This window comes from Streptomyces sp. ISL-96, from assembly GCF_018614035.1.
In the GTDB taxonomy this organism is placed as follows: Bacteria; Actinomycetota; Actinomycetes; order Streptomycetales; family Streptomycetaceae; genus Streptomyces.
Map to the genome: position 1 here is coordinate 107,755 of NZ_JAGGPA010000041.1, position 18,906 is coordinate 126,660.

Annotated in this window: 14 protein-coding genes; 7 read left to right on the forward strand and 7 right to left on the reverse strand. The window is 69.9% G+C overall.

Going from position 1 to position 18,906, the window contains the following annotated elements; translation table 11 throughout:
- Positions 1 to 155 precede the first annotated feature (155 nt).
- A complete protein-coding gene (locus J7E96_RS25370) occupies positions 156 to 665 on the reverse strand; it encodes an SUKH-3 domain-containing protein (RefSeq protein WP_215134143.1) in 510 nt (169 codons plus the stop codon).
- A 10-nt stretch (positions 666 to 675) separates the two neighbouring features.
- On the reverse strand, positions 676 to 1,278 hold the full coding sequence (locus J7E96_RS25375; protein WP_215134145.1) for a YwqJ-related putative deaminase: 603 nt from the start codon (positions 1,276 to 1,278) through the stop codon (positions 676 to 678).
- A gap of 238 nt (positions 1,279 to 1,516) precedes the next feature.
- Here J7E96_RS25375 and J7E96_RS25380 point away from each other — a divergent pair, with 238 nt between their 5' ends.
- From J7E96_RS25380 to J7E96_RS25390, 3 genes are all read left to right on the forward strand, one after another.
- Positions 1,517 to 2,494: an HNH endonuclease gene (locus J7E96_RS25380; protein ID WP_215134148.1), complete on the forward strand. Its 978-nt coding sequence runs from the start codon at positions 1,517 to 1,519 to the stop codon at positions 2,492 to 2,494.
- A gap of 7 nt (positions 2,495 to 2,501) precedes the next feature.
- The gene (locus J7E96_RS25385) at positions 2,502 to 5,165 is read left to right on the forward strand and encodes an SUKH-4 family immunity protein (RefSeq protein ID WP_215134150.1); all 2,664 of its coding nucleotides are present in this window, start codon (positions 2,502 to 2,504) and stop codon (positions 5,163 to 5,165) included.
- Positions 5,166 to 5,401: 236 nt separating this feature from the next.
- A complete protein-coding gene (locus J7E96_RS25390) occupies positions 5,402 to 6,295 on the forward strand; it encodes a cellulose-binding protein (protein WP_215134152.1) in 894 nt (297 codons plus the stop codon).
- A gap of 53 nt (positions 6,296 to 6,348) precedes the next feature.
- Here the strand turns inward: J7E96_RS25390 and J7E96_RS25395 are convergent, their stop codons facing one another.
- Entirely contained in the window at positions 6,349 to 7,902 is a 1,554-nt protein-coding gene (locus J7E96_RS25395) for an MDR family MFS transporter (protein ID WP_308296138.1), read from the reverse strand.
- 388 nt (positions 7,903 to 8,290) lie between these two features.
- On the opposite strand from J7E96_RS25395, the gene J7E96_RS25400 reads away from it, so the two are divergent.
- Positions 8,291 to 9,079, forward strand: coding sequence for an ABC transporter ATP-binding protein (locus tag J7E96_RS25400; RefSeq protein WP_215134154.1), 789 nt, complete (start codon positions 8,291 to 8,293; stop codon positions 9,077 to 9,079).
- On the forward strand, positions 9,076 to 11,655 hold the full coding sequence (locus J7E96_RS25405; protein WP_215134156.1) for an ABC transporter permease: 2,580 nt from the start codon (positions 9,076 to 9,078) through the stop codon (positions 11,653 to 11,655). The genes J7E96_RS25400 and J7E96_RS25405 overlap by 4 nt, the downstream gene beginning before the upstream one ends.
- Before the next feature lie 99 nt (positions 11,656 to 11,754).
- Here J7E96_RS25405 and J7E96_RS25410 read toward each other — a convergent pair whose 3' ends face one another.
- Positions 11,755 to 12,294: a phospholipase A2 gene (locus tag J7E96_RS25410; RefSeq protein ID WP_215134158.1), complete on the reverse strand. Its 540-nt coding sequence runs from the start codon at positions 12,292 to 12,294 to the stop codon at positions 11,755 to 11,757.
- A gap of 356 nt (positions 12,295 to 12,650) precedes the next feature.
- On the opposite strand from J7E96_RS25410, the gene J7E96_RS25415 reads away from it, so the two are divergent.
- Positions 12,651 to 12,989 carry a helix-turn-helix domain-containing protein gene (locus J7E96_RS25415; RefSeq protein WP_215134159.1) on the forward strand — a complete coding sequence of 113 codons (339 nt, stop codon included), beginning with the start codon at positions 12,651 to 12,653 and terminating at the stop codon, positions 12,987 to 12,989.
- A 55-nt stretch (positions 12,990 to 13,044) separates the two neighbouring features.
- Here the strand turns inward: J7E96_RS25415 and J7E96_RS25420 are convergent, their stop codons facing one another.
- Both J7E96_RS25420 and J7E96_RS25425 read right to left on the reverse strand, forming a co-directional pair.
- Complete coding sequence (locus J7E96_RS25420) at positions 13,045 to 13,419, reverse strand: type II toxin-antitoxin system VapC family toxin (RefSeq protein WP_215134161.1); 375 nt, start codon at positions 13,417 to 13,419, stop codon at positions 13,045 to 13,047.
- Entirely contained in the window at positions 13,416 to 13,661 is a 246-nt protein-coding gene (locus J7E96_RS25425) for a type II toxin-antitoxin system Phd/YefM family antitoxin (RefSeq protein WP_215134163.1), read from the reverse strand. Before J7E96_RS25425 ends, J7E96_RS25420 begins: the two co-directional genes overlap by 4 nt.
- Positions 13,662 to 13,871: 210 nt before the next feature.
- On the opposite strand from J7E96_RS25425, the gene mfd reads away from it, so the two are divergent.
- A complete protein-coding gene (mfd, locus tag J7E96_RS25430) occupies positions 13,872 to 17,402 on the forward strand; it encodes a transcription-repair coupling factor (RefSeq protein WP_215134165.1) in 3,531 nt (1,176 codons plus the stop codon).
- 55 nt (positions 17,403 to 17,457) lie between these two features.
- On the opposite strand, the gene J7E96_RS25435 is transcribed toward mfd, so the two are convergent.
- Complete coding sequence (locus J7E96_RS25435) at positions 17,458 to 18,774, reverse strand: SGNH/GDSL hydrolase family protein (protein WP_308296130.1); 1,317 nt, start codon at positions 18,772 to 18,774, stop codon at positions 17,458 to 17,460.
- Positions 18,775 to 18,906: the final 132 nt, after the last annotated feature.

Consider the following 18,906-nt stretch of genomic DNA (forward strand, 5'->3'; position numbering starts at 1 on the left):
GGGGGCGTGTCGGGGCGCTCCCCGCAGGGCGTTGAACGCAGCCACGCCGAGCGAATCGCGGTGGCCGAACGTTCGACGCCCGAGGAGACGCCGCGGCGCGGCGCCGACCACGTAGCCCCCGCGAACCGCGCGCGCCGCCCGGCTCCGGCGCGGTGCTACGCCGGGGTCAGCCGGCTGGGCTGGGTGCCGGTGATCAGGGTGGAGAGGGCGTGGTCGAGGTCCGGGCCCAGGTACCAGTCGCCCGTGTGGTCCAGGCTGTAGACGCGGCCCTCCACATCGATCGCGAGCACCGCCTGCCCGTCGTACCCCTCGCCGCCGAGTTCCGTGCCCAGCGGGCACACCTCCGTGCCGAGGGCCCGGCCGAGGTCGGCGAGCGTACGGGCGTGGTGCAGTCCGCTGAGGGGATCGAAACGTACGGGTGTGGGCGCGATCTGCCGGCCCGGGCCCGGCGGCGTGATGTGCAGGCCGCCGAATTCGGCCCACGCCTCTACCGCCGCGGGGAACACGCTGTGCTGGTGGCCGACCGGTGACGTGTGGGCGCGCAGGGTGTCGGCCCAGTGCTCCGCCTGCCGTATGTCCCAGCGTCCGGGCTGCCAGCCGGCCGCGCGCAGGGCGGCGTCCACGGCTACCGGGAAGCGGGTGGTGCTGGTGTTGGGGGCCGGCATGGGGTGCGGGTCAGCCCTTCTCGTTGGTGGTCGCGGTCGGGTCTACGGCACGTACGCCGAAATGGGCGAGCATCGGCGTACAGGATCGGCACGGCGGTGCGTAGCTGCCGTGCAGGGGATCGCCGTCCTCGCGGATGCGGCGTGCCGTGAGTTTGGAGTGCTTCAGGGAGCGGCGGGCCTCGCCCGTGGTGAGCGGTTTGCGGGAGGCGCGCTTGGAGCGTGCGCCTTCGGTGGCGGTGATGTGCCGGGAGAGGAGGATCGCTTCCGGGCAGCGGCCGGTGAAGCGTTCTCGCTGGCCGCTGGTGAGGGTGTCGAGGAAGTCCTGGACGAGCGGGTGCAGCGCCGGCGGCTGGTCGCCCCTGCCGGCGGTGCACATCAGCGTGTCGGCGCCGCGTACCGAGAGTGCGGCGGCGACTGTCGGCAGGATGCCGTCCCGGCGGTGGCTGAGCGCGGGCACGTGGGTGGGATCGGTGCTGCTCCAGCTGAGGCGCGGGTCTCCGGCTGTGGCTGTGTCTGCGCCTGTGGCCGCCGCTGCCGACGTCTTCGTTGTCGCTGTCGTGGCCGTGGCCGTGCCCGTCGGTGTCGTCGTGGCGGCTGTCTGTGCCGTGTGCATGGTGGTGCTCCCCTCCGTGCCCGCGACGGTAGCCGCTGGTGTGCACGCCCCCGCGTTGCTGGGACAGCCTGCCAAATGTGTCCGCTGGTACGGAAGCTGGGTCGGTGAATCGTGTACGTGTGTCGCCAGGTGGTGACCCCGGTGTGACGGTTCGTTACGCAAGGCGAGGGGCGGGGCCGCGTGTTGTCCCACCGCATAGGCTGTCCGGATCAGCCAGACGCAGCAGGGGGCAACCGCCATGACGACAGGTCGGCTCGGGCAGCAAGCCGCGCCACCGAATGCGGCCTACGCCGGGCAGCTCGTGCACTTCCCGGACCCGGTCCGGGCCTCCCGCCATCCTCAGGGTGTGCGTGTTGACGACGCCGGCTTCCCGGTTTTCACGCCGTACGCGCGTGCTGTCGCGGAGATCGCCGAGCCCCCGGAGGGTTTCGGCGTCGATGAACTGCGGCTTACCGACTACGTGTCCGCCAATGCGGCGCTGGCCGCCGACGGGCATGACCTGTGGGACACGATCCCGGCGGTCGCGACCCCGCACGGCTGGACCTGGCACCACGTGGCGAACACCCGGCGCATGGAACTCGTACCCGTAGAGGTGAAGGCGCTTTTGCGTCACCACGGTGGGTTGACGACGGCCGCCGTCGATCAGGACAAGCGCGGTACGCGGCCCCTTCAGGAGACGCGGCCGGCCCATTTCGGGCTGCCGAAGGGTTCCGTATCGGTGAGTGAGCAGCAGATCCTGGGCGTGGAGGAGGATCTCGGCTACCGGCTTCCGGGCGCGTACAGGTCCTTCCTGAAGGCGGCGGGCGGTTGCGCGCCGGTGGGCGCTGCGCTGGACGCGGAGCTGGGGCTGCTGGTCGACCAGCCGTTCTTCACTGTGCGGGACGAGGCCGCGGTGAATGATCTGGTGTACGTCAACAAGTGCTTGCGCGACCACATGACCAAGGACTATCTGGGCGTCGCTTTCGTGCAGGGCGGTCTGCTGGCCGTGAAGGTCAGGGGCGAGGCGGTGGGGTCGGTGTGGTTCGTCGCGTACGACGACGCGCGGGACCGCGACGGCTGGACGGTGAATGACCGCGTGGAGCGGCTGCTGCTGCCCTGCGGCGACGACTTCGACGCTTTTCTGCAGCGGCTGGCGGGCAATCCGCCGGAGCTGGAGACCGTGGCGAACCTGATGGTGGACGGCGGCTTCGCGCGCGCCGTCCCGGTGGAGGGGTGACGGTCCGATGGTGACCTTCGCGCAGGCGCAGGAGCGCGCGGAAGAGTGGGTCAACGGGGATGTGCCCGTGCCGTCGCACCGTGAGGTGCGGGTGCGCGAGTTCGAACTCGGTTTCGTGGTGTGGGCGGAGGACCGTGCGGACGGTCCGGCGTCGGACGGTGGGCGTCAGCGCCTCGTCATCGCGCGGGACAGTGGCGAGGCCACGCTGTGGCCCGGGCTGCCGGTGGGTGAGGTGATCCGCCGGTACGAGGAGGAGTACGGGACGCCGGACGTGTCACCGGTGGCGGATGCGGGGCCGGCTCCGGCGCAGCGGGTTGACCTGGAACAGACGTCGTTCCTGTTGACGCCACCGGAGTGGCTCCAGGACGCGGCGGACAAGATCGGCATTCCGGATCGCCGTTCGACGGGTTCGAGTTCAGGTTCGGGTTCGACTTCGACTTCGGGTTCGGCTGCTGGTTCGGCCTCTGCGGGCGGCGGTTGGGCCGACGCGGTCAGCGCGGGGGCGGCTTCGCCTTCGGCGGGCGGTGCCGGTGGCGCGCTCGGTGATTCGGCCGACGCCAGTTCGACGGCCGGGGGCGGGAATTGGGGCGGATCCGGGAGTGAGAACGCTTCGCAGGCCGAACGCGGGTCCGGAGGGACTCCCTGGCCCAGTGCGGGCCAGGTCGACTACGAGCCCACCGCTTCCGACGGCGTGCCCGCGGCGCCCGTCGGGGCGACCCCCTGGGCCGGGACCGACACCAACTCGGCCACCGGCTCCGACGACGCGTCCGTTCCGCTGCCCGCGACGGTTTTCGCGCCGCCGCTCTCCGGGTCCGACGAGGACGACGCCCCGCCGCCCGGTGTGCCGCCGGAGGCCAAGACGGCGCTGATGTCGGGCGGCAGCCACTTGCCCTCGACCACGGTGGCCCCCGCGGTCCCCGGTGAGGCGCCGCAGCCGCCGGTTGCGCCCGTACGCCCCGGCGGGCCCCGGCCCGATGCCGGGGACATCGCCGACGCCGCGACCAGCAAGGCCGCGGTGCCGCGCGGTGCGCGGGGGAGCGGTTCGATGCCTCCGCCGCCGCCCGGCGTTCCCGGTACGCCGGCGGGTGGGTACGTACCGACTCAGCTCGTTTCGGCGCTGGGGCCCGACGGCCCGCAGCCGCCCGGTCCGCCCGGCCCGCCCAGTCCGCCCGGCCCGCCGAGTCCTCCTGGCCCTCCTGGTTCGCCGACGCCGCCTCCCGGTGGCGGTGTTCACCATGCGGCGACGATGTTCTCCGACCCGAGTCAGGGCGGTGGCATGCCGGGGGCTCCGCAGCCGCCCGCTCCTCCCGGTCCTCCTGGGCCTCCCGGGGCTCCTGGTTCGGCGGCCCCGCCTCCCGGTGGGGGCGTACATCATGCGGCGACGATGTTCTCCGACCCGAGTCAGGGTGGCGGCATGCCGGGGGTTCCGCAACCGCCCGGTCCGCCCGGCCCTCCCGGCGGCGGTGTGCATCACGCGGAGACCATGCTGGCCGGTCCCGGCCAGGTCGGTCCGCCGCCCGGCGCCCCGCAGCCGCCCGGCCCGCCCGGTCCGCCCGGGATGCCGGGAATGCCGGGAATGCCGCCCGGTGGCGCACCGATGCCGCAGCCCATGCCCATGCCCATGCCGCAGCCTCCGCAGGGCCAGGGGCAGGCGTACGGCTATCCGCAGCCCCAGCCGACCGGCCTGCCGACCGTCGGCCCCGGCTACCAGGCCGTCCTGCGCTACCGCGCCCAGGACGGCAGTGAGCAGCAGCTCATCCGCCGCTCCGCGCCCGGCACGCCGCACCCGGAGTGGCAGATCCTGCACGAGTTGCGCGCCATGAACGTGCCGCCGCAGCAGGTGCTGGAGCTGCACACGGAGCTGGAGTCGTGTGAGCTGCCGGGTGGTTACTGCGCCCGCATGATCCGCGAGACCTGGCCGCAGGTGCGGATCACGAGCGTGGCGCCGTACGGCAAGGATCACGCCAGCCGCCAGCAGGGCATGCGGCATCTCCTCACCCACCAGGGGGAGTTGCACCAGGTCGCGGACGGCCCGGCGCGCCCCGCGCCGATGCGGGTGCCGTTGCCGCCGCCGGGCCAGCTGACGCAGGCGCCGCCGATCCCGCCCGAAGGCATCGCGCACGAGCTGATGGGCGCCTTCGGGCCGCAGGGCATCTTCCGCTTCGACCAGGCGGCGGTGTCGCGTCAGGGCGTACCGGAGATCGTGGCGCGCACGCTCGTGTGGGCGGGTCTGCCCGTCGATTTCGGGCCGTTCTTCTGGGCGCAGGCGGTGCCGGGTCAGCCGGTGCCGACGCTCGCGGAGCTCGCCGCGCAGCGCGGCGTGCAGCCGGCTCCGGACGCGGGCTCGTATCTCGTCATGGGCAGCGACTTCGGCCGGGCGGTCTGTGTGCAGTACGGCACGGCCAACATCGTGGCCGTACCGGTGGAGGCGGGCCCCGGCGGCCAGCCCGTGCCGCCGCAGTTCGTGAACACCGGGCTGCCGGAGTTCACGCGCTCGCTGGCACTCCTCGGCCACATGTGGCGGCTGCGCTTCGGTCTCACGCCCGAGCAGGCGGGCCGCTGGACGGTCGACTTCCAGGCGCAGCTCGCCGCGCTGGACCCGGCGGCGCTGGCGTCGCCGGAGAGCTGGTGGTCGGTGCTGCTGGAGCAGATGTGGGACGGCCTGCTCTGACCGGCTGAGGGGTACGTTCGGGCGCTCGACCTGCGGTGCGGGTCGGGCGCCCGTCCCGGTCGTCGGCCGGAAAGCTCTTCGGCGCGCTGCGCGACGGCACCTCGATTCCGACTTCTGACAGCAATTGACGCATCCTTGACCGGTGCGATCGGGCGGAGTGTCGGGTTTTGAGCACTTGCGGCTCATCCGTCAAGATTGCCACGGATTGTGTTGTGCGTCGGAGAGAGGCTTCAAGGATGAGTGCATCGGTTTCACCGTCACCTCACGGCTTCACCGTCGGGCGGGGCCGCGGTTACCGTCCTGACCAGGTGGAGCGGTACGCCGCCGGGCTCTCCCAGGACCGCGACGCCGCGTGGGAGCGCGCCGCGCGCCTCACCGTCCTGACGAAGGAGATGGAGGCCGAGGCGGCGCGGATGCGCGAACAGGCGGACGGCCTCGCTCCGCAGACGTACGAGGCCCTCGGCAAGCGCGCCCAGCACCTCCTGGCGGTGGTCGAGGAGGAGGCCGCGGAAGTGGTGGCCTCGGCCCGCGATGAGGCCCAGGCGCTGCGCGACGCGGCCGCAGCGGCGGCCGCCGCTTCCCGCGAGGCGGCCCGCGAGCACGCGGAGACGGTACTGGCCGAGGCCGATGCCCGCGCTCAGCAGATCCTCCTCGTCGCCCAGCGCACCGCCGACGAGACGAGGGCCGACGCGCGCCGGGACGTGAAGGCGCGGCGAGGTGAGGCGATCGCGGCGCTGAAGGAGATGCGCCGGCGTGCGGCGGATTTGCTCGCCGGCCAGGAGAAGGAGCACGCGGAGCGCTGGGAGAGTGCCGAGCGGGAACTCGCCGGGCGCGAGGCGGAGCTGACCGCGCGTCATGCGGAACGCGCGGCCTGCGCCGAGGGCGGCCTCGCGGACGGGCAGCGAGCGCTGGCCGCCGAGGAGGAGACGGCCCGTCACGGCCAGGAGAACGCGGAGGCACGCGCCGCCGAACTGCTCGCCGAGGCACGGGTGCGTGAGGAGCGCGTCGTACGGGAGACGGAGCGCGTGCTGCGCGAGCACGACGACGCGCGCGAGGAGATGCAGGCGCACATGACGCACGTCCGCACCAGCCTGGCCACCCTGACCGGCCGCGCCCCGGCAGAAAGCTGACGGGCAGCCAGCAGCTTCGCGATAGCCTGCGCGCCGCCGTGCACCGCTCCGGCTTACTTGGCCGGGGTTTCCTCGGTTATGACGGGGAAGCGGCGGGGCGCGACGAAGACCAGGGCCAGCAGGGCGAGGGTGGCCGCTATTGCCGCGCCGATGTAGACGTGGTCGACCGCCGTGTCCACCGCTCGGCGCAGGTAGTCGGCCGCTTCGGCTGTGAGCGAGTTCGGGTTGGCCAGTGCGTGGGAGACGGAGTCGAGGTCGTCGGGGAGGCCGGCTCGTATGTCGTCCGGGGCGGCGGAAAGCCTCGATGCGAGCGTGGCGTTGGCTATCGCGCCGAAGAGGGCCGCGCCGACGGACTGGCCGACCTGGCGGCAGAAGAGTACGGACGCGGTCGTCGTACCGCGCTCCGCGTAGCCGACCGTCGACTGGACGCCGACGATGAGGGGGAGTTGGAAGAGGCCGAGCGCCGCGCCGAGCAGCAGCATGATCAGGGTCGGCTGCCAGGCCGCGCCGGGGAAGGGGAGGAGGGGGAAGGCGAGCAGGATCAGGGTCGCGCAGGCTATGCCGGTGATGGCGGTGAGGCGGAAGCCGATGCGGTTGTACGCGTGCTGGCTGAGCGCCGCGGAGAGCGGCCAGCTCAGGGTCATGACGGAGAGGACGAAGCCGGCGGCGATCGGGCCGAGGCCGAGGACCGCCTGGGCGTAGGTGGGGAGGAAGACCGTCGGCGCGACCATGAGGAGGCCGAGCGCGCCGAGGGCGAGGTTGACGGCGGCGATGGTGCGCCTGCGCCACACCCAGCCGGGGATGATCGGCTCGGCGGCGCGCCGTTCGATGAAGACGGTGGCGGCGGCGAGGATGGCGCTCGCGCCGAAGAGGGCGAGTGAGGGCGCGGAGAGCCAGGGCCAGGCGACGCCGCCCTGGACGAGCGCGAAGAGCAGCAGGCCGCCGCAGGCGAATACGGCAAGGGCGCCGGCCCAGTCGATACGGGGGCGGGCGCGCGCCGACTTGGGACGGGACGGTTCGTGCAGGTGGCGGGCTATGAGCCAGAGGGCGATCGCGCCCACCGGCAGGTTGATGAGGAAGATCCAGCGCCAGTCGGCGTACGCGGCGAGCAGCCCGCCGAGCCCCGGGCCCGCGACGGCCGACACCGCCCACACGGTCGACAGTCGGGCTTGGATCTTCGGGCGTTGCTTCAGGGGGTAGAGGTCGGCGGCGATTGTCTGGACCGTGCCCTGGATGGCGCCGCCGCCGAGTCCCTGGACGACGCGGAACGCGATCAGGCTGCCCATGTTCCAGGCGGCGGCGCAGAGCAGTGAGCCGATGAGGAAGAGGACTATGCCCGCGATCAGGACCGGCTTGCGGCCGAAGGTGTCGGACAGCTTTCCGTACACGGGGAGGGTGACGGTGACGGCGAGGAGGTAGCCGGAGAAGAGCCAGGAGAAGACGGCGAAGCCGCCGAGGTCGCCGACGATCTGGGGGACGGCGGTGGAGACGATCGTGCCGTCGAGCGCGGCGAGGGCCATGCCGAGCATGAGCGCGGCGACGACGGGGCCGCGGCGGGCGTTCGCGTTCGGAGCGGCGAGGCCGGTGGAACCCCTGCCTCCGGTTATCGCGCCGGCGCTGCCCGTATTTCCGGCGGGTCCGGTACTGCCCGCACTGCTTCCCGCGCCGCTCACCAAGATCCCTTCACCGTGCACGTATCTGGTCCTCGACACCTTCTCACTTGCAGGTCACGCAGCGGGAGGGTGCAGGCTCCCCCGAGTCGGGGTCCACCTGCGGGTGGAGAGCACCTAGGGGCTTCTCCTTATTTCTGGCCAGGGGGTGTTCGTCCCGGTGGAGGACGAGGAGAACGCGCCCGCTCTTTAGCTTGGTCTTACGGGCCACCGCACGTCGGTGGTGGGGCTGGCCCCAGGGCGAATACGGAGATGCGCACCAGTGTGCGGGGGGTTTCCGGCCGCCAGACTCGAAGCACTTGATCACACACTTAGGAGACTCACCGTGACAACGGCTATGACCATTCCCAGGCACGGGGGCACTGGAGGGCGTACGGCCGTTGCCGCGAGGTCGCGGCAGGTCGTCAAGGCGTACGGGGCGGGGGAGACCAGGGTCGTCGCGCTCGACCACGTCGATGTGGACATCAACCGGGGGCAGTTCACCGCCATCATGGGGCCGTCCGGCTCCGGCAAGTCCACGCTGATGCACTGCCTCGCCGGCCTGGACACCGTGACCTCGGGCGAGATCTACCTCGACGAAACCGAGATCACCAAGCTCAAGGACAAGAAGCTCACGCAGCTGCGCAGGGACCGTATCGGCTTCATCTTCCAGGCCTTCAACCTGTTGCCTACGCTCAACGCCCTGGAGAACATCACCCTGCCGATGGACATCGCCGGCCGCAAGCCGGACGCGCCGTGGCTGAACCAGGTGGTGGAGACGGTGGGCCTCGCGGACCGGCTCAAGCACCGGCCCACCCAGCTGTCCGGCGGCCAGCAGCAGCGGGTCGCCGTGGCGCGGGCCCTCGCCGCCCGCCCCGAGATCATCTTCGGTGACGAGCCGACCGGAAACCTTGATTCGCGGGCCGGGGCAGAGGTGTTGAGCTTCCTGCGCAAGTCCGTCGACGAGCTGGGCCAGACCATCGTCATGGTTACGCACGACCCGGTTGCCGCCTCCTACGCGGACCGGGTGCTGTATCTCGCGGACGGCCGGATCGTGGATGAGATGTTCTCGCCGACCGCCGAGCAAGTCCTCGACCGTATGAAGGACTTCGACGCACGCGGGCGGACGTCATGACCGTCGTCAAGACCTCCATGCGCAACTTCGTCGCGCACAAGGGACGGATGGCGCTCTCCGCCGTCGCGGTCCTGCTCTCGGTGGCGTTCGTGTGCGGCACGCTCGTCTTCACCGACACCATGAACACCACCTTCGACAAGCTCTTCGCCGCCGGCTCCGCCGATGTCACCGTCAGCCCCAAGGCGGCCGAGGACGAGGACAACGGGCCGCGGACCGGCAGGCCCGAGGCGCTCCCCGCCTCCCTCGTTCAGCAGGTGACCAAGACGGACGGCGTGAAGTCCGCCGAGGGCGCCGTCGTCAGCATGTCCGTGACCGTCGTCAACAGCGACAACAAGAACATGGGCTCCGACAGCGGCGCCCCGACGATCGCCGGCAACTGGACGAAGAACGACCTCAAGTCGATGGACATCACCTCCGGACACGCCCCGCGCGGGCCCACCGAGGTGATGGTCGACGCCGACACCGCCGACAAGCACGGCCTGAAGCTGGGCGACGAGCTGCGTACGATCGCCGTCACCGGCGACATCAAGGCCAAGATCTCCGGCATCGCTTCCTTCAAGATGACCAACCCGGGCGCGACCGTCGTCTTCTTCGAAACCGCGACCTCGCAGCAGAAGCTGCTGGGCAAGCCGGACCTCTTCACGCACGTCTCCGTAACCGCCGAAGAGGGCGTCAGCGACACGCAGTTGAAGCAGCGGCTCGCTGGCGCGCTCGACGGCCCGTACAAGCTCCAGACCGCGAAGGAAGCCGCGGACTCGGGCCGCGAGGAAGTCGGCTCCTTCCTCGACGTGATGAAGTACGCGATGCTCGGCTTCGCCGGGATCGCCTTCCTCGTCGGCATCTTCCTCATCGTCAACACCTTCTCGATGCTGGTCACCCAGCGCACCCGCGAGATCGGCCTGATGCGGGCCATCGGCTCCAGCCGCAAGCAGGTCAACCGGGGCGTGCTGGTGGAGGCGCTGCTGCTCGGCGTCGTCGGCTCGATCCTCGGCGTGGGCGCCGGTGTCGGCCTCGCCGTCGGCCTGATGAAGCTCATGGGCTCGATGGGCATGGAGCTGTCCACCAAGGACCTGACCGTGGCCTGGACGACCCCGGTCGTCGGGCTCGCGCTCGGCATCGTCGTCACCGTCGCCGCCTACATCCCGGCCCGGCGGGCCGGCAAGGTCTCCCCGATGGCCGCGCTGCGCGACGCCGGGACACCGGCGGACGGCAAGGCCGGCTGGATACGGGCCGGGATCGGCCTGGTGCTGACCGGTTCGGGCGGCGCGCTGCTCCTGCTGACGACGCGGGCGGAGAAGGCGAGCGAAGGCTCGCTGTTCCTCGGCGGCGGTGTCGTCCTGACCCTGATCGGCTTCATAGTCGTCGGCCCGCTCCTCGCGGGAGTCGTGGTCAAGGCGATCAGTGCCGTCGTGCTGCGGATGTTCGGCCCGGTCGGCCGGATGGCCGAGCGCAACGCGCTGCGCAACCCCCGGCGTACGGGCGCTACGGGCGCCGCACTGATGATCGGCCTCGCCCTGGTCGCCTGCCTCTCCGTCGTCGGGTCCTCGATGGTCGCCTCGGCCACGCAGGAGCTCGACAAGTCGGTTGGCGCGGACTTCATCATCCAGGCAGGTGACGGCGACGGCAGGAAGCCGGTCAGTCGGCAGTTGGCGCAGGCCGTAGAACGTGCGCCCTACACCGCTCATGTCACGCACATGAAGGAAGTGCCGGTCAGAGTGACGGTGCCGGAGGGCGCGACCGAGACCGAGGAACTGGTCGCCACCGACCCGACGTACATGGAGGACCTTCACCGGAAGACGCTCTCCGGCAGTCTCTCCGCTGCTTATGGCAAGGACGCCATGTCGGTCGGCTCCGAGTTCGCCGAACGCCACGGAGTCGGCGTCGGGGACGAACTGAAGGTCGCCTTCGAGCACGGCAGGACGGCTCGGCTGGCGGTCGTTGCCATCACGTCCGATGATGTCTCGGTCGACAAGGGTGCGATGTATACGAGCATCACGACCGCCGCTCAGTACGTCCCCGCCGACCGCATGCCGTTGGACAGCGTTCTTTTCGCAACGGCAGCGCCCGGTAAACAGAGTCAGGCATACGAATCGCTCAAGGCCGCGGTGGAATCCGACCCGACGGTAAAGGTCCTGGATCAGAAGGACTTCAAGCAGGAGCTGAAGGACGAGGTCGGCCAACTGCTGAACATCGTCTACGGATTGCTCGGGCTCGCGATCATTGTGGCGATCCTCGGCGTCGTGAACACACTGGCTCTGTCAGTCGTGGAACGCACCAGGGAGATTGGCCTCATGCGTGCTATCGGCTTTTCCCGCCGACAGTTGCGCAGCATGATCCGGCTGGAATCGATTGTCATCGCGGTCTTCGGCGCACTGCTGGGTATCGGTCTTGGCATGGGCTGGGGTGCAGCGGCTCAGGTGCTGCTCGCACTGGAGGGTATGAAGGTCCTTGATATTCCCTGGCCGACAATTCTGGCAGTCTTTGTAGGTTCCGCATTCGTGGGGCTCTTCGCCGCAGTGATCCCGGCCTTCAGAGCGGGCCGTATGAATGTTCTGAAAGCGATCGCGACTGAGTGAGGGGGGCGGCGCCGCTTTGGGGCGGGACGAAATGTAAGCGGGCAGTCGGTGATCCGAATGGATTGCCGACTGCCCGCGTTTACCGGTTTCCCTGGTCGGTCAGTTGAAAGACCGCACGGTGGAGTAGTACTTCTTTGCGGTCTTCTTGCAGTTTGCCTTGAGCTCCTTGCGCTGGGCAGGGGTGAACGGGTCTGCCCAGACGAATTTGTCGCACACACGGTTCATGTCATGCAGGAAGGCTTTGTCCACGCGCTTCTTGTGGTCCCTGCGGAACGCCGGTGCGCCGATGATTCTCTTGTAGTTGCGGTAGCCGAAGTCATGTCGCCAACACGGAAACTTGAGGTCGTATCCCCCGGGAAGCTTGTCCGGTGCCCAGGAGCAGCTATCGGTGTCCCATGTGAACCTGTACTTCTTGATGGAGGGAGTATTTCGCTTTCCGAGTGCCGCGAACCACCGATCTTGGGAAGCGGCAGATTCCGCGGTGACGGACTTCATCTTCGACAGCTTCTGGGCCTTGGTCGCCTGGGGGGCAAGTGGTTCGGCTGCGCGAGCGGAATCGGCTAAGGCCGGCGTCACTGCTGTGAGGACGAGCACGCTTGTCAGCGCTGCTCCGGAAATTGAATTACGCAAGGTGGTCAAGGTTGCGTTTCCTTTCCTGTTGGCGTCGGCGGTAACACTGTCATGTGGCGTGTGGCGCAGGCAACCGTTTAAGGCCTACCAGAGACGTGAAGGAATTCGGAGGCTGGCATTCCGTTGGCTCTGGCCAGCAATAACGCTCGGGGCGGCCTTCGGTTATGCCACTTCTGGTATGCGGAGATTCGCCGCATGGGCTGCCGTCCAAGGTCTCACCGCGTGGCTTCCTCGGTCGGGTGCGCTCCCGTGGAAGCTCAGATTGTGCTCAAAAGAGCTAGGTGTGGTGGACCGCTTACTACGCTTTAGGCTGCCGCCTGTTGCCGGGGTGCGACGACGGACACGATCGAGAGGAGCCAGGCCAGATGAAACCTATTGGCAGCAGGCACCGCAAGCCGGGGCTGGAAGATTTCTTCGGCCGAGCGGTGAGAGCGCGGCGCCGTGAGATTGGAATGACTCAAGCGCAGTTGGCAGAATTGACAGGAATGTCGCAGGCGGCGATATCCCGACTGGAGCACGGGAAATGTATGCCGACGCTCCCTTTACTGGAGCGAGTCGCGGCAGCGCTGAACTCGGTGCTTCTCGTGGCGATCGAACCCCGCCGTCGTGTGTCCGTCAACTTCCGCGCGTTCGCTGACCAGCCCGGGCGGGGCGGGGCGGATGAACGTTGCCACGGAGTAGCGGTGGCGGAGCCAGTGCGGTGACGGGCCCGGCCCCGGGGTGTTCCTGCGAACACCCCGGCCCGGGCCGCTGTCTTTGTCAGGCCGCCATGATCTGTACGTCGTACTGCGGGATCGACTTGTCGCGGGTGACGAGGGTGAGTTCTTCCATCTGCGCCTGGGCGATGAGCACGCGGTCGAAGGGGTCCCGGTGGTGCGATGGCAGCCGGGCGGCGCGCACCCCGTGGGCCGCGGTGATGGGCAGCGGCATGAACTGCAGGTCCCTGGCTCGTTCGGCCAGGTTTTCAGTGCTGTCGAGTTTGCCGAGGGAATGCTTGATAGCGATCTCCCACGGCGTTGCGGCGCTGATGTACACGTCAGGTTCGGTGCGCAGCAGGTCTTTGAGGGCCGGGGACAGCTCAGGCGAGGCGTTCAGCCACCACAGGACGACGTGCGTGTCGAGGAGCAGCTTCATCCGCGCATCCCGAAGGCTTCGGCGATGTCGTCGGGCAGTTCGTCGAAGTCGTCGTGGAGGTGGATCTGGCCCTTGAGGGCGCCGTAATCGGTCCGGTCGACCTTGGGGCGCAGCGGCACGACCTTGGCGATGGGCTGGCCGGCCCGGCTGATCACGATCTCTTCACCGGTCTCGACCTGCTGCAGTATCCGCGAGAAGTGCGTCTTCGCCTCGTGGACGTTGTACTGCCGGGCTGCTTCCATGACTGCCTCACAGGGAGCCGGGGGACTAACAGTGGACTAGCTTCAGATCCAGCGTAGCGCCGATACGGCCGTCCGAGCCACAGTGTTCCCTCACGCGGGTGACGGACCGGCGTCGTAGGCTGGGAGAACCCCGGCCCGTGAGACGTGTCGGGTCCTTCGCGTTGCCCACAGCTGTTTTTGTTCACCTCGTTACCCGGACGGAAGCCCTTCATGAGCCTGCACGGTCTGCTCGATGCCGTAGTACGAGACCCGGCGCTCGCCGAAGCGGTGAAGGCCGCCACCGACGGCAACCGCATGCACATCGACCTGGTCGGCCCGCCCGCCGCGCGGCCTTTCGCGGTGGCCGCGCTGGCCCGCGAGACCGGGCGTACCGTGCTCGCCGTCACGGCCACCGGCCGTGAGGCCGAGGACCTGGCGGCTGCTCTGCGCACGCTGCTGCCGGAGGAGGGGATCGTCGACTACCCGTCGTGGGAGACGCTGCCGCATGAGCGGCTGTCGCCCCGCAGCGACACGATGGGCCGGCGCCTCGCAGTCCTGCGCCGCCTCGCGCACCCCCGCGCCGACGACCCGTCCGCCGGCCCGGTGAGCGTGATCGTGGCGCCGGTACGGTCCGTACTCCAGCCGCAGGTCAAAGGGCTGGGCGACCTGGAGCCGGTGGCGCTGCGGACCGGGCAGAGCGCCGACCTGGGCGACGTGACCGCCGCGCTCGCGGCAGCGGCGTACTCGCGCGTAGAGCTGGTCGAGAAGCGCGGCGAATTCGCGGTGCGCGGCGGCATCCTCGACGTCTTCCCACCGACCGAGGAGCACCCGCTGCGGGTGGAGTTCTGGGGCGACGACGTCGAGGAGATCCGCTACTTCAAGGTCGCCGACCAGCGTTCGCTCGAAGTCGCCGAGCACGGGCTGTGGGCGCCGCCCTGCCGCGAGCTGCTGCTGACCGACAGCGTGCGGGAGCGGGCGGCCGCCCTCGCCGAGGCGCACCCCGAGCTCGGCGAGCTGCTCGGCAAGCTGGCCGAGGGGATCGCCGTAGAGGGCATGGAGTCCCTCGCTCCGGTCCTCGTGGACGACATGGAGCTGCTGCTCGACGTGCTGCCCAAGGGGTCGATGGCGCTGGTGTGCGACCCCGAGCGGGTACGGACCAGGGCGGCGGACCTGGTGGCGACCTCCCAGGAGTTCCTCCAGGCGTCCTGGGCCGCCACGGCGGGCGGCGGCGACGCCCCGATCGACGTGGGCGCGGCCTCGCTGCGCGGCATCGCGGACGTACGGGAACACGCCCGTGAGCTGGACATGCTGTGGTGGTCGGTGGCGCCGTTCGCCGCCGACGAGGAGCTGTCGGACGACACGCTCAAGCTCGGCATGCACGCCCCGGAGGCGTACCGCGGCGACACGGCCAGAGCGCTCGCCGACACCAAGGGATGGCTGGCCGACGGCTGGCGCACGGTGTACGTCACCGAGGGCCACGGCCCGGCGGCGCGTACGGTCGAAGTCCTCGGCAGTGAGGGCATCCCCGCCCGCCTCGAGGCGGACCTCGCCGAGATCGGCCCGTCCGTCGTCCACGTCGCGTGCGGCTCGATCGACTACGGCTTCGTCGACCCCGGCCTCAAGCTGGCCGTACTCACCGAGACCGACCTCACCGGCCAGCGCACCGCCACCAAGGAACTGGGCCGCATGCCGGCCCGCCGCCGCAAGACCATCGACCCGCTGACGCTCCAGGCCGGCGACTTCATCGTCCACGAGCAGCACGGCGTCGGCCGCTACATCGAGATGGTCCAGCGCACGGTCCAGGGCGCGACCCGCGAGTACCTGCTCGTCGAGTACGCCCCCGCCAAGCGCGGCCAGCCCGGCGACCGCCTCTACATCCCCACCGACCAGCTGGAGCAGGTCACCAAGTACGTCGGCGGCGAGGCCCCGACCCTCCACCGGCTCGGCGGCGCGGACTGGACGAAGACGAAGGCGCGCGCGAAGAAGGCGGTCAAGGAGATCGCCGCCGACCTGATCAAGCTGTACTCGGCGCGCATGGCGGCGCCCGGCCACACCTTCGGCCCGGACACCCCCTGGCAGCGCGAGCTGGAGGACGCCTTCCCGTACGTCGAGACGCCCGACCAGCTGTCCACCATCGCCGAGGTGAAGGAGGACATGGAGAAGTCCATCCCCATGGACCGCCTGGTCTGCGGCGACGTCGGTTACGGCAAGACGGAGATCGCGGTCCGCGCCGCCTTCAAGGCGGTGCAGGACGGCAAGCAGGTCGCGGTCCTCGTCCCCACGACGCTGCTGGTGCAGCAGCACTTCGGCACGTTTTCGGAGCGGTACGCCCAGTTCCCGGTCGTGGTGAAGGCGCTGAGCCGCTTCCAGTCGGACACGGAGGCGAAGGCGACGCTGGAGGGGCTCCGCGAGGGTTCGGTCGACCTCGTCATCGGTACGCACCGGCTCTTCTCCGCCGAGACGAAGTTCAAGGACCTGGGCCTGGTCATCGTCGACGAGGAGCAGCGGTTCGGTGTCGAGCACAAGGAGCAGCTGAAGAAGCTGCGCGCCAACGTCGACGTACTGACGATGTCCGCGACGCCGATTCCGCGCACGCTCGAAATGGCGGTCACCGGCATCCGTGAGATGTCGACGATCACGACGCCGCCGGAGGAGCGCCACCCGGTGCTGACCTTCGTCGGACCGTACGAGCAGAAGCAGATCGGCGCCGCGATCCGCCGTGAGCTGCTGCGCGAGGGCCAGGTCTTCTACATCCACAACCGCGTCGAGTCGATCGACCGGGCAGCCGCGAAGCTCCGTGAGATCGTGCCGGAGGCGCGGATCGCTACAGCGCACGGTCAGATGGGCGAGAGCGCGCTGGAGCAGGTGGTCGTCGACTTCTGGGAGAAGAAGTTCGACGTCCTGGTGTCGACGACGATCGTCGAGTCCGGCATCGACATCTCCAACGCCAACACTCTGATCGTCGAGCGCGGCGACAACTTCGGTCTCTCGCAGTTGCATCAGCTGCGTGGCCGGGTGGGCCGTGGCCGCGACCGTGGGTACGCGTACTTCCTCTACCCGCCGGAGAAGCCGCTGACGGAGACCGCGCACGAGCGGCTCGCGACGATCGCCCAGCACACCGAGATGGGCGCGGGCATGTACGTGGCCATGAAGGACCTCGAAATCCGTGGCGCGGGCAACCTCCTGGGCGGTGAGCAGTCCGGTCACATCGCGGGCGTCGGCTTCGACCTGTACATCCGCATGGTCGGTGAGGCCGTGGCCGATTACCGCGCGGCGGTGGACGGCCAGGTCGAGGAGGAGCCGCCGCTGGAGGTCAAGATCGAGCTCCCGGTGGACGCGCACGTTCCGCACGACTACGCGCCGGGCGAGCGGCTGCGTCTCCAGGCGTACCGGGCGATCGCCTCGGCGAACTCCGAGGACGACATCCGGGCCGTACGGGAAGAGCTCACCGACCGGTACGGCAAGCTTCCCGAGCCGGTGGAGAACCTGCTCCTGGTCGCGGGCCTGCGGATGCTGGCGCGCGCCTGCGGCGTCGCGGACATCACGCTGGCCGGGCCCAACATCCGCTTCGGGCCGGTGGAGCTGCGCGAGTCGCAGGAGCTGAGGCTGAAGCGGCTGTATCCGCGTACGGTCCTGAAGCCGGCCACCCACCAGATCCTGGTCCCGCGTCCGACGACGGGTCAGATCGGTGGCAAGCCGGTGGTCGGCCGCGAACTGCTGGCGTGGACGGGCGAGTTCCTTACGACGATCCTCGGGTCGTAACACCCCCGTCCGCCGTGGCCGGCCGCGGCCGGCCACGGCGGACGGGCCGGCTCCGTCAGAGCGTGTCGAGGTCGAGCGCCTCGGCCATCACGCGGAACCCGGCGTCGTTCGGGTGCAGGGCGTCGCCCGAGTCGTACGCCGGGAGCATGCGGTCCCGGTCGGCGGGGTCGGCCAGGGCGCGGTCCAGGTCGACCACCGCGTCGTACTCACCGGACGTACGGATCCACTGGTTGACCGCGTCGCGCTTGGCCTCGTTGACCTCGGTGTAGTACCCCGAGCCCTTGATCGGCGTCAGGGTCGCGCCGACCGCCTTGATGCCCTTGGCGTGCGCCTGGCGGATCACCGTGCGGTGGCCTTCGATGAGCTGCTCGGCCGACACCTCGGGCGTGGGGCCGCCCGGCACGCCCTGCCAGCCGCTGCCACCGATGTCGTTGATGCCTTCCAGCACGATGACCGTGCCGACGCCCGGCTCGCTGAGCACGTCCTTCTTGAAGCGGGCGATGCCCTTCTCCCCGGCCCAGGTCGTGTCGTTGGTGACCTGGTTGCCGCCGATGCCGTGGTTGAGGACGCTGCGCGGCTTGCCGGTGGCGGCGAAGCGCTCGGCGAGTTCGTCCGGGTAGCGGTTGTCCGTGTTCGGGCTGGAGCCGACGCCGTCGGTGATGGAGTCCCCGAAGGCCACCACACCGTCGCGGCGCCCGGACCTCTCCCCGCCGCCGACCTCGACGCCGGTGAGGTAGTACCAGGAGTCGCTGGTCTCCTTGAACGCCGCGCCGTCGCGGTCCGAGCGGTGGTCGCCGTCGGCGCGGTAGCTGGTGGCCGAGGAGAACGTGTGGAAGGTGGCGGGGCCGGTCTTCGCCGCCAGATACAGCGTGACGGTCACCGACTCCAGGGCCTTGACCTTGAACGGCACACCGTCGCTGTACGCCGTCCCGCCGGCCGGGATCGTCAGCGAACGCGCCTTGTCGAAGGACAGCCGGCGGACCGAACCGGCCCGCACCGAAGCGCCCTTGTCCGTACGGGCCACCGTCGCCCCGGTGATACGCAGGGGCGTCTTGCCGTAGCGGTTGGACAGTTCGATGCGGGCCTTGGTGCCGCCCTTGCTGACCCGTACCACCTGGCGGACGGTGTGGTTGGAGAAGCCCTCCTGGGACCAGTTCGGTTCGAAGGGGGCGGTCGGCTGCTGCGGCGACGTGGCCCAGCCGCCCTGCCAGCCCCCCTTCTCCTGACCGGACTTGATGCTGTGCTCGGCGGCCACGGCAGCGGCTGAACCGCCGGTCGGTCCTGCCCCGCCGACGACCGGCAGTGCGGCCAGTGCGGCTGCGGACAGGACTGCGACTCCCGTACGCCGTAAGGAAGTTACTGAAGTCTTCACGTTCATGTTCCCCACCCCTGTCGTGTACCGGTGTGCACGGAGTCGGTCACGTGCACACGAACTGATCAAGCACGGATCGACTCCGGCTATTCCCGGGGCGCGGAGGCCGGGCAGTTCGGGAGGCCGTGAGAT

Bases quoted from the DNA above. Each gene is read 5' to 3' on its own strand.
- J7E96_RS25370 (WP_215134143.1), bottom strand. From the start codon at position 665: ATGCCGGCCCCCAACACCAGCACCACCCGCTTCCCGGTAGCCGTGGAC.
- J7E96_RS25375 (WP_215134145.1), bottom strand. From the start codon at position 1,278: ATGCACACGGCACAGACAGCCGCCACGACGACACCGACGGGCACGGCC.
- J7E96_RS25380 (WP_215134148.1), top strand. From the start codon at position 1,517: ATGACGACAGGTCGGCTCGGGCAGCAAGCCGCGCCACCGAATGCGGCC.
- J7E96_RS25385 (WP_215134150.1), top strand. From the start codon at position 2,502: ATGGTGACCTTCGCGCAGGCGCAGGAGCGCGCGGAAGAGTGGGTCAAC.
- J7E96_RS25390 (WP_215134152.1), top strand. From the start codon at position 5,402: ATGAGTGCATCGGTTTCACCGTCACCTCACGGCTTCACCGTCGGGCGG.
- J7E96_RS25405 (WP_215134156.1), top strand. From the start codon at position 9,076: ATGACCGTCGTCAAGACCTCCATGCGCAACTTCGTCGCGCACAAGGGA.
- J7E96_RS25415 (WP_215134159.1), top strand. From the start codon at position 12,651: ATGAAACCTATTGGCAGCAGGCACCGCAAGCCGGGGCTGGAAGATTTC.
- J7E96_RS25420 (WP_215134161.1), bottom strand. From the start codon at position 13,419: ATGAAGCTGCTCCTCGACACGCACGTCGTCCTGTGGTGGCTGAACGCC.
- J7E96_RS25425 (WP_215134163.1), bottom strand. From the start codon at position 13,661: ATGGAAGCAGCCCGGCAGTACAACGTCCACGAGGCGAAGACGCACTTC.
- mfd (WP_215134165.1), top strand. From the start codon at position 13,872: ATGAGCCTGCACGGTCTGCTCGATGCCGTAGTACGAGACCCGGCGCTC.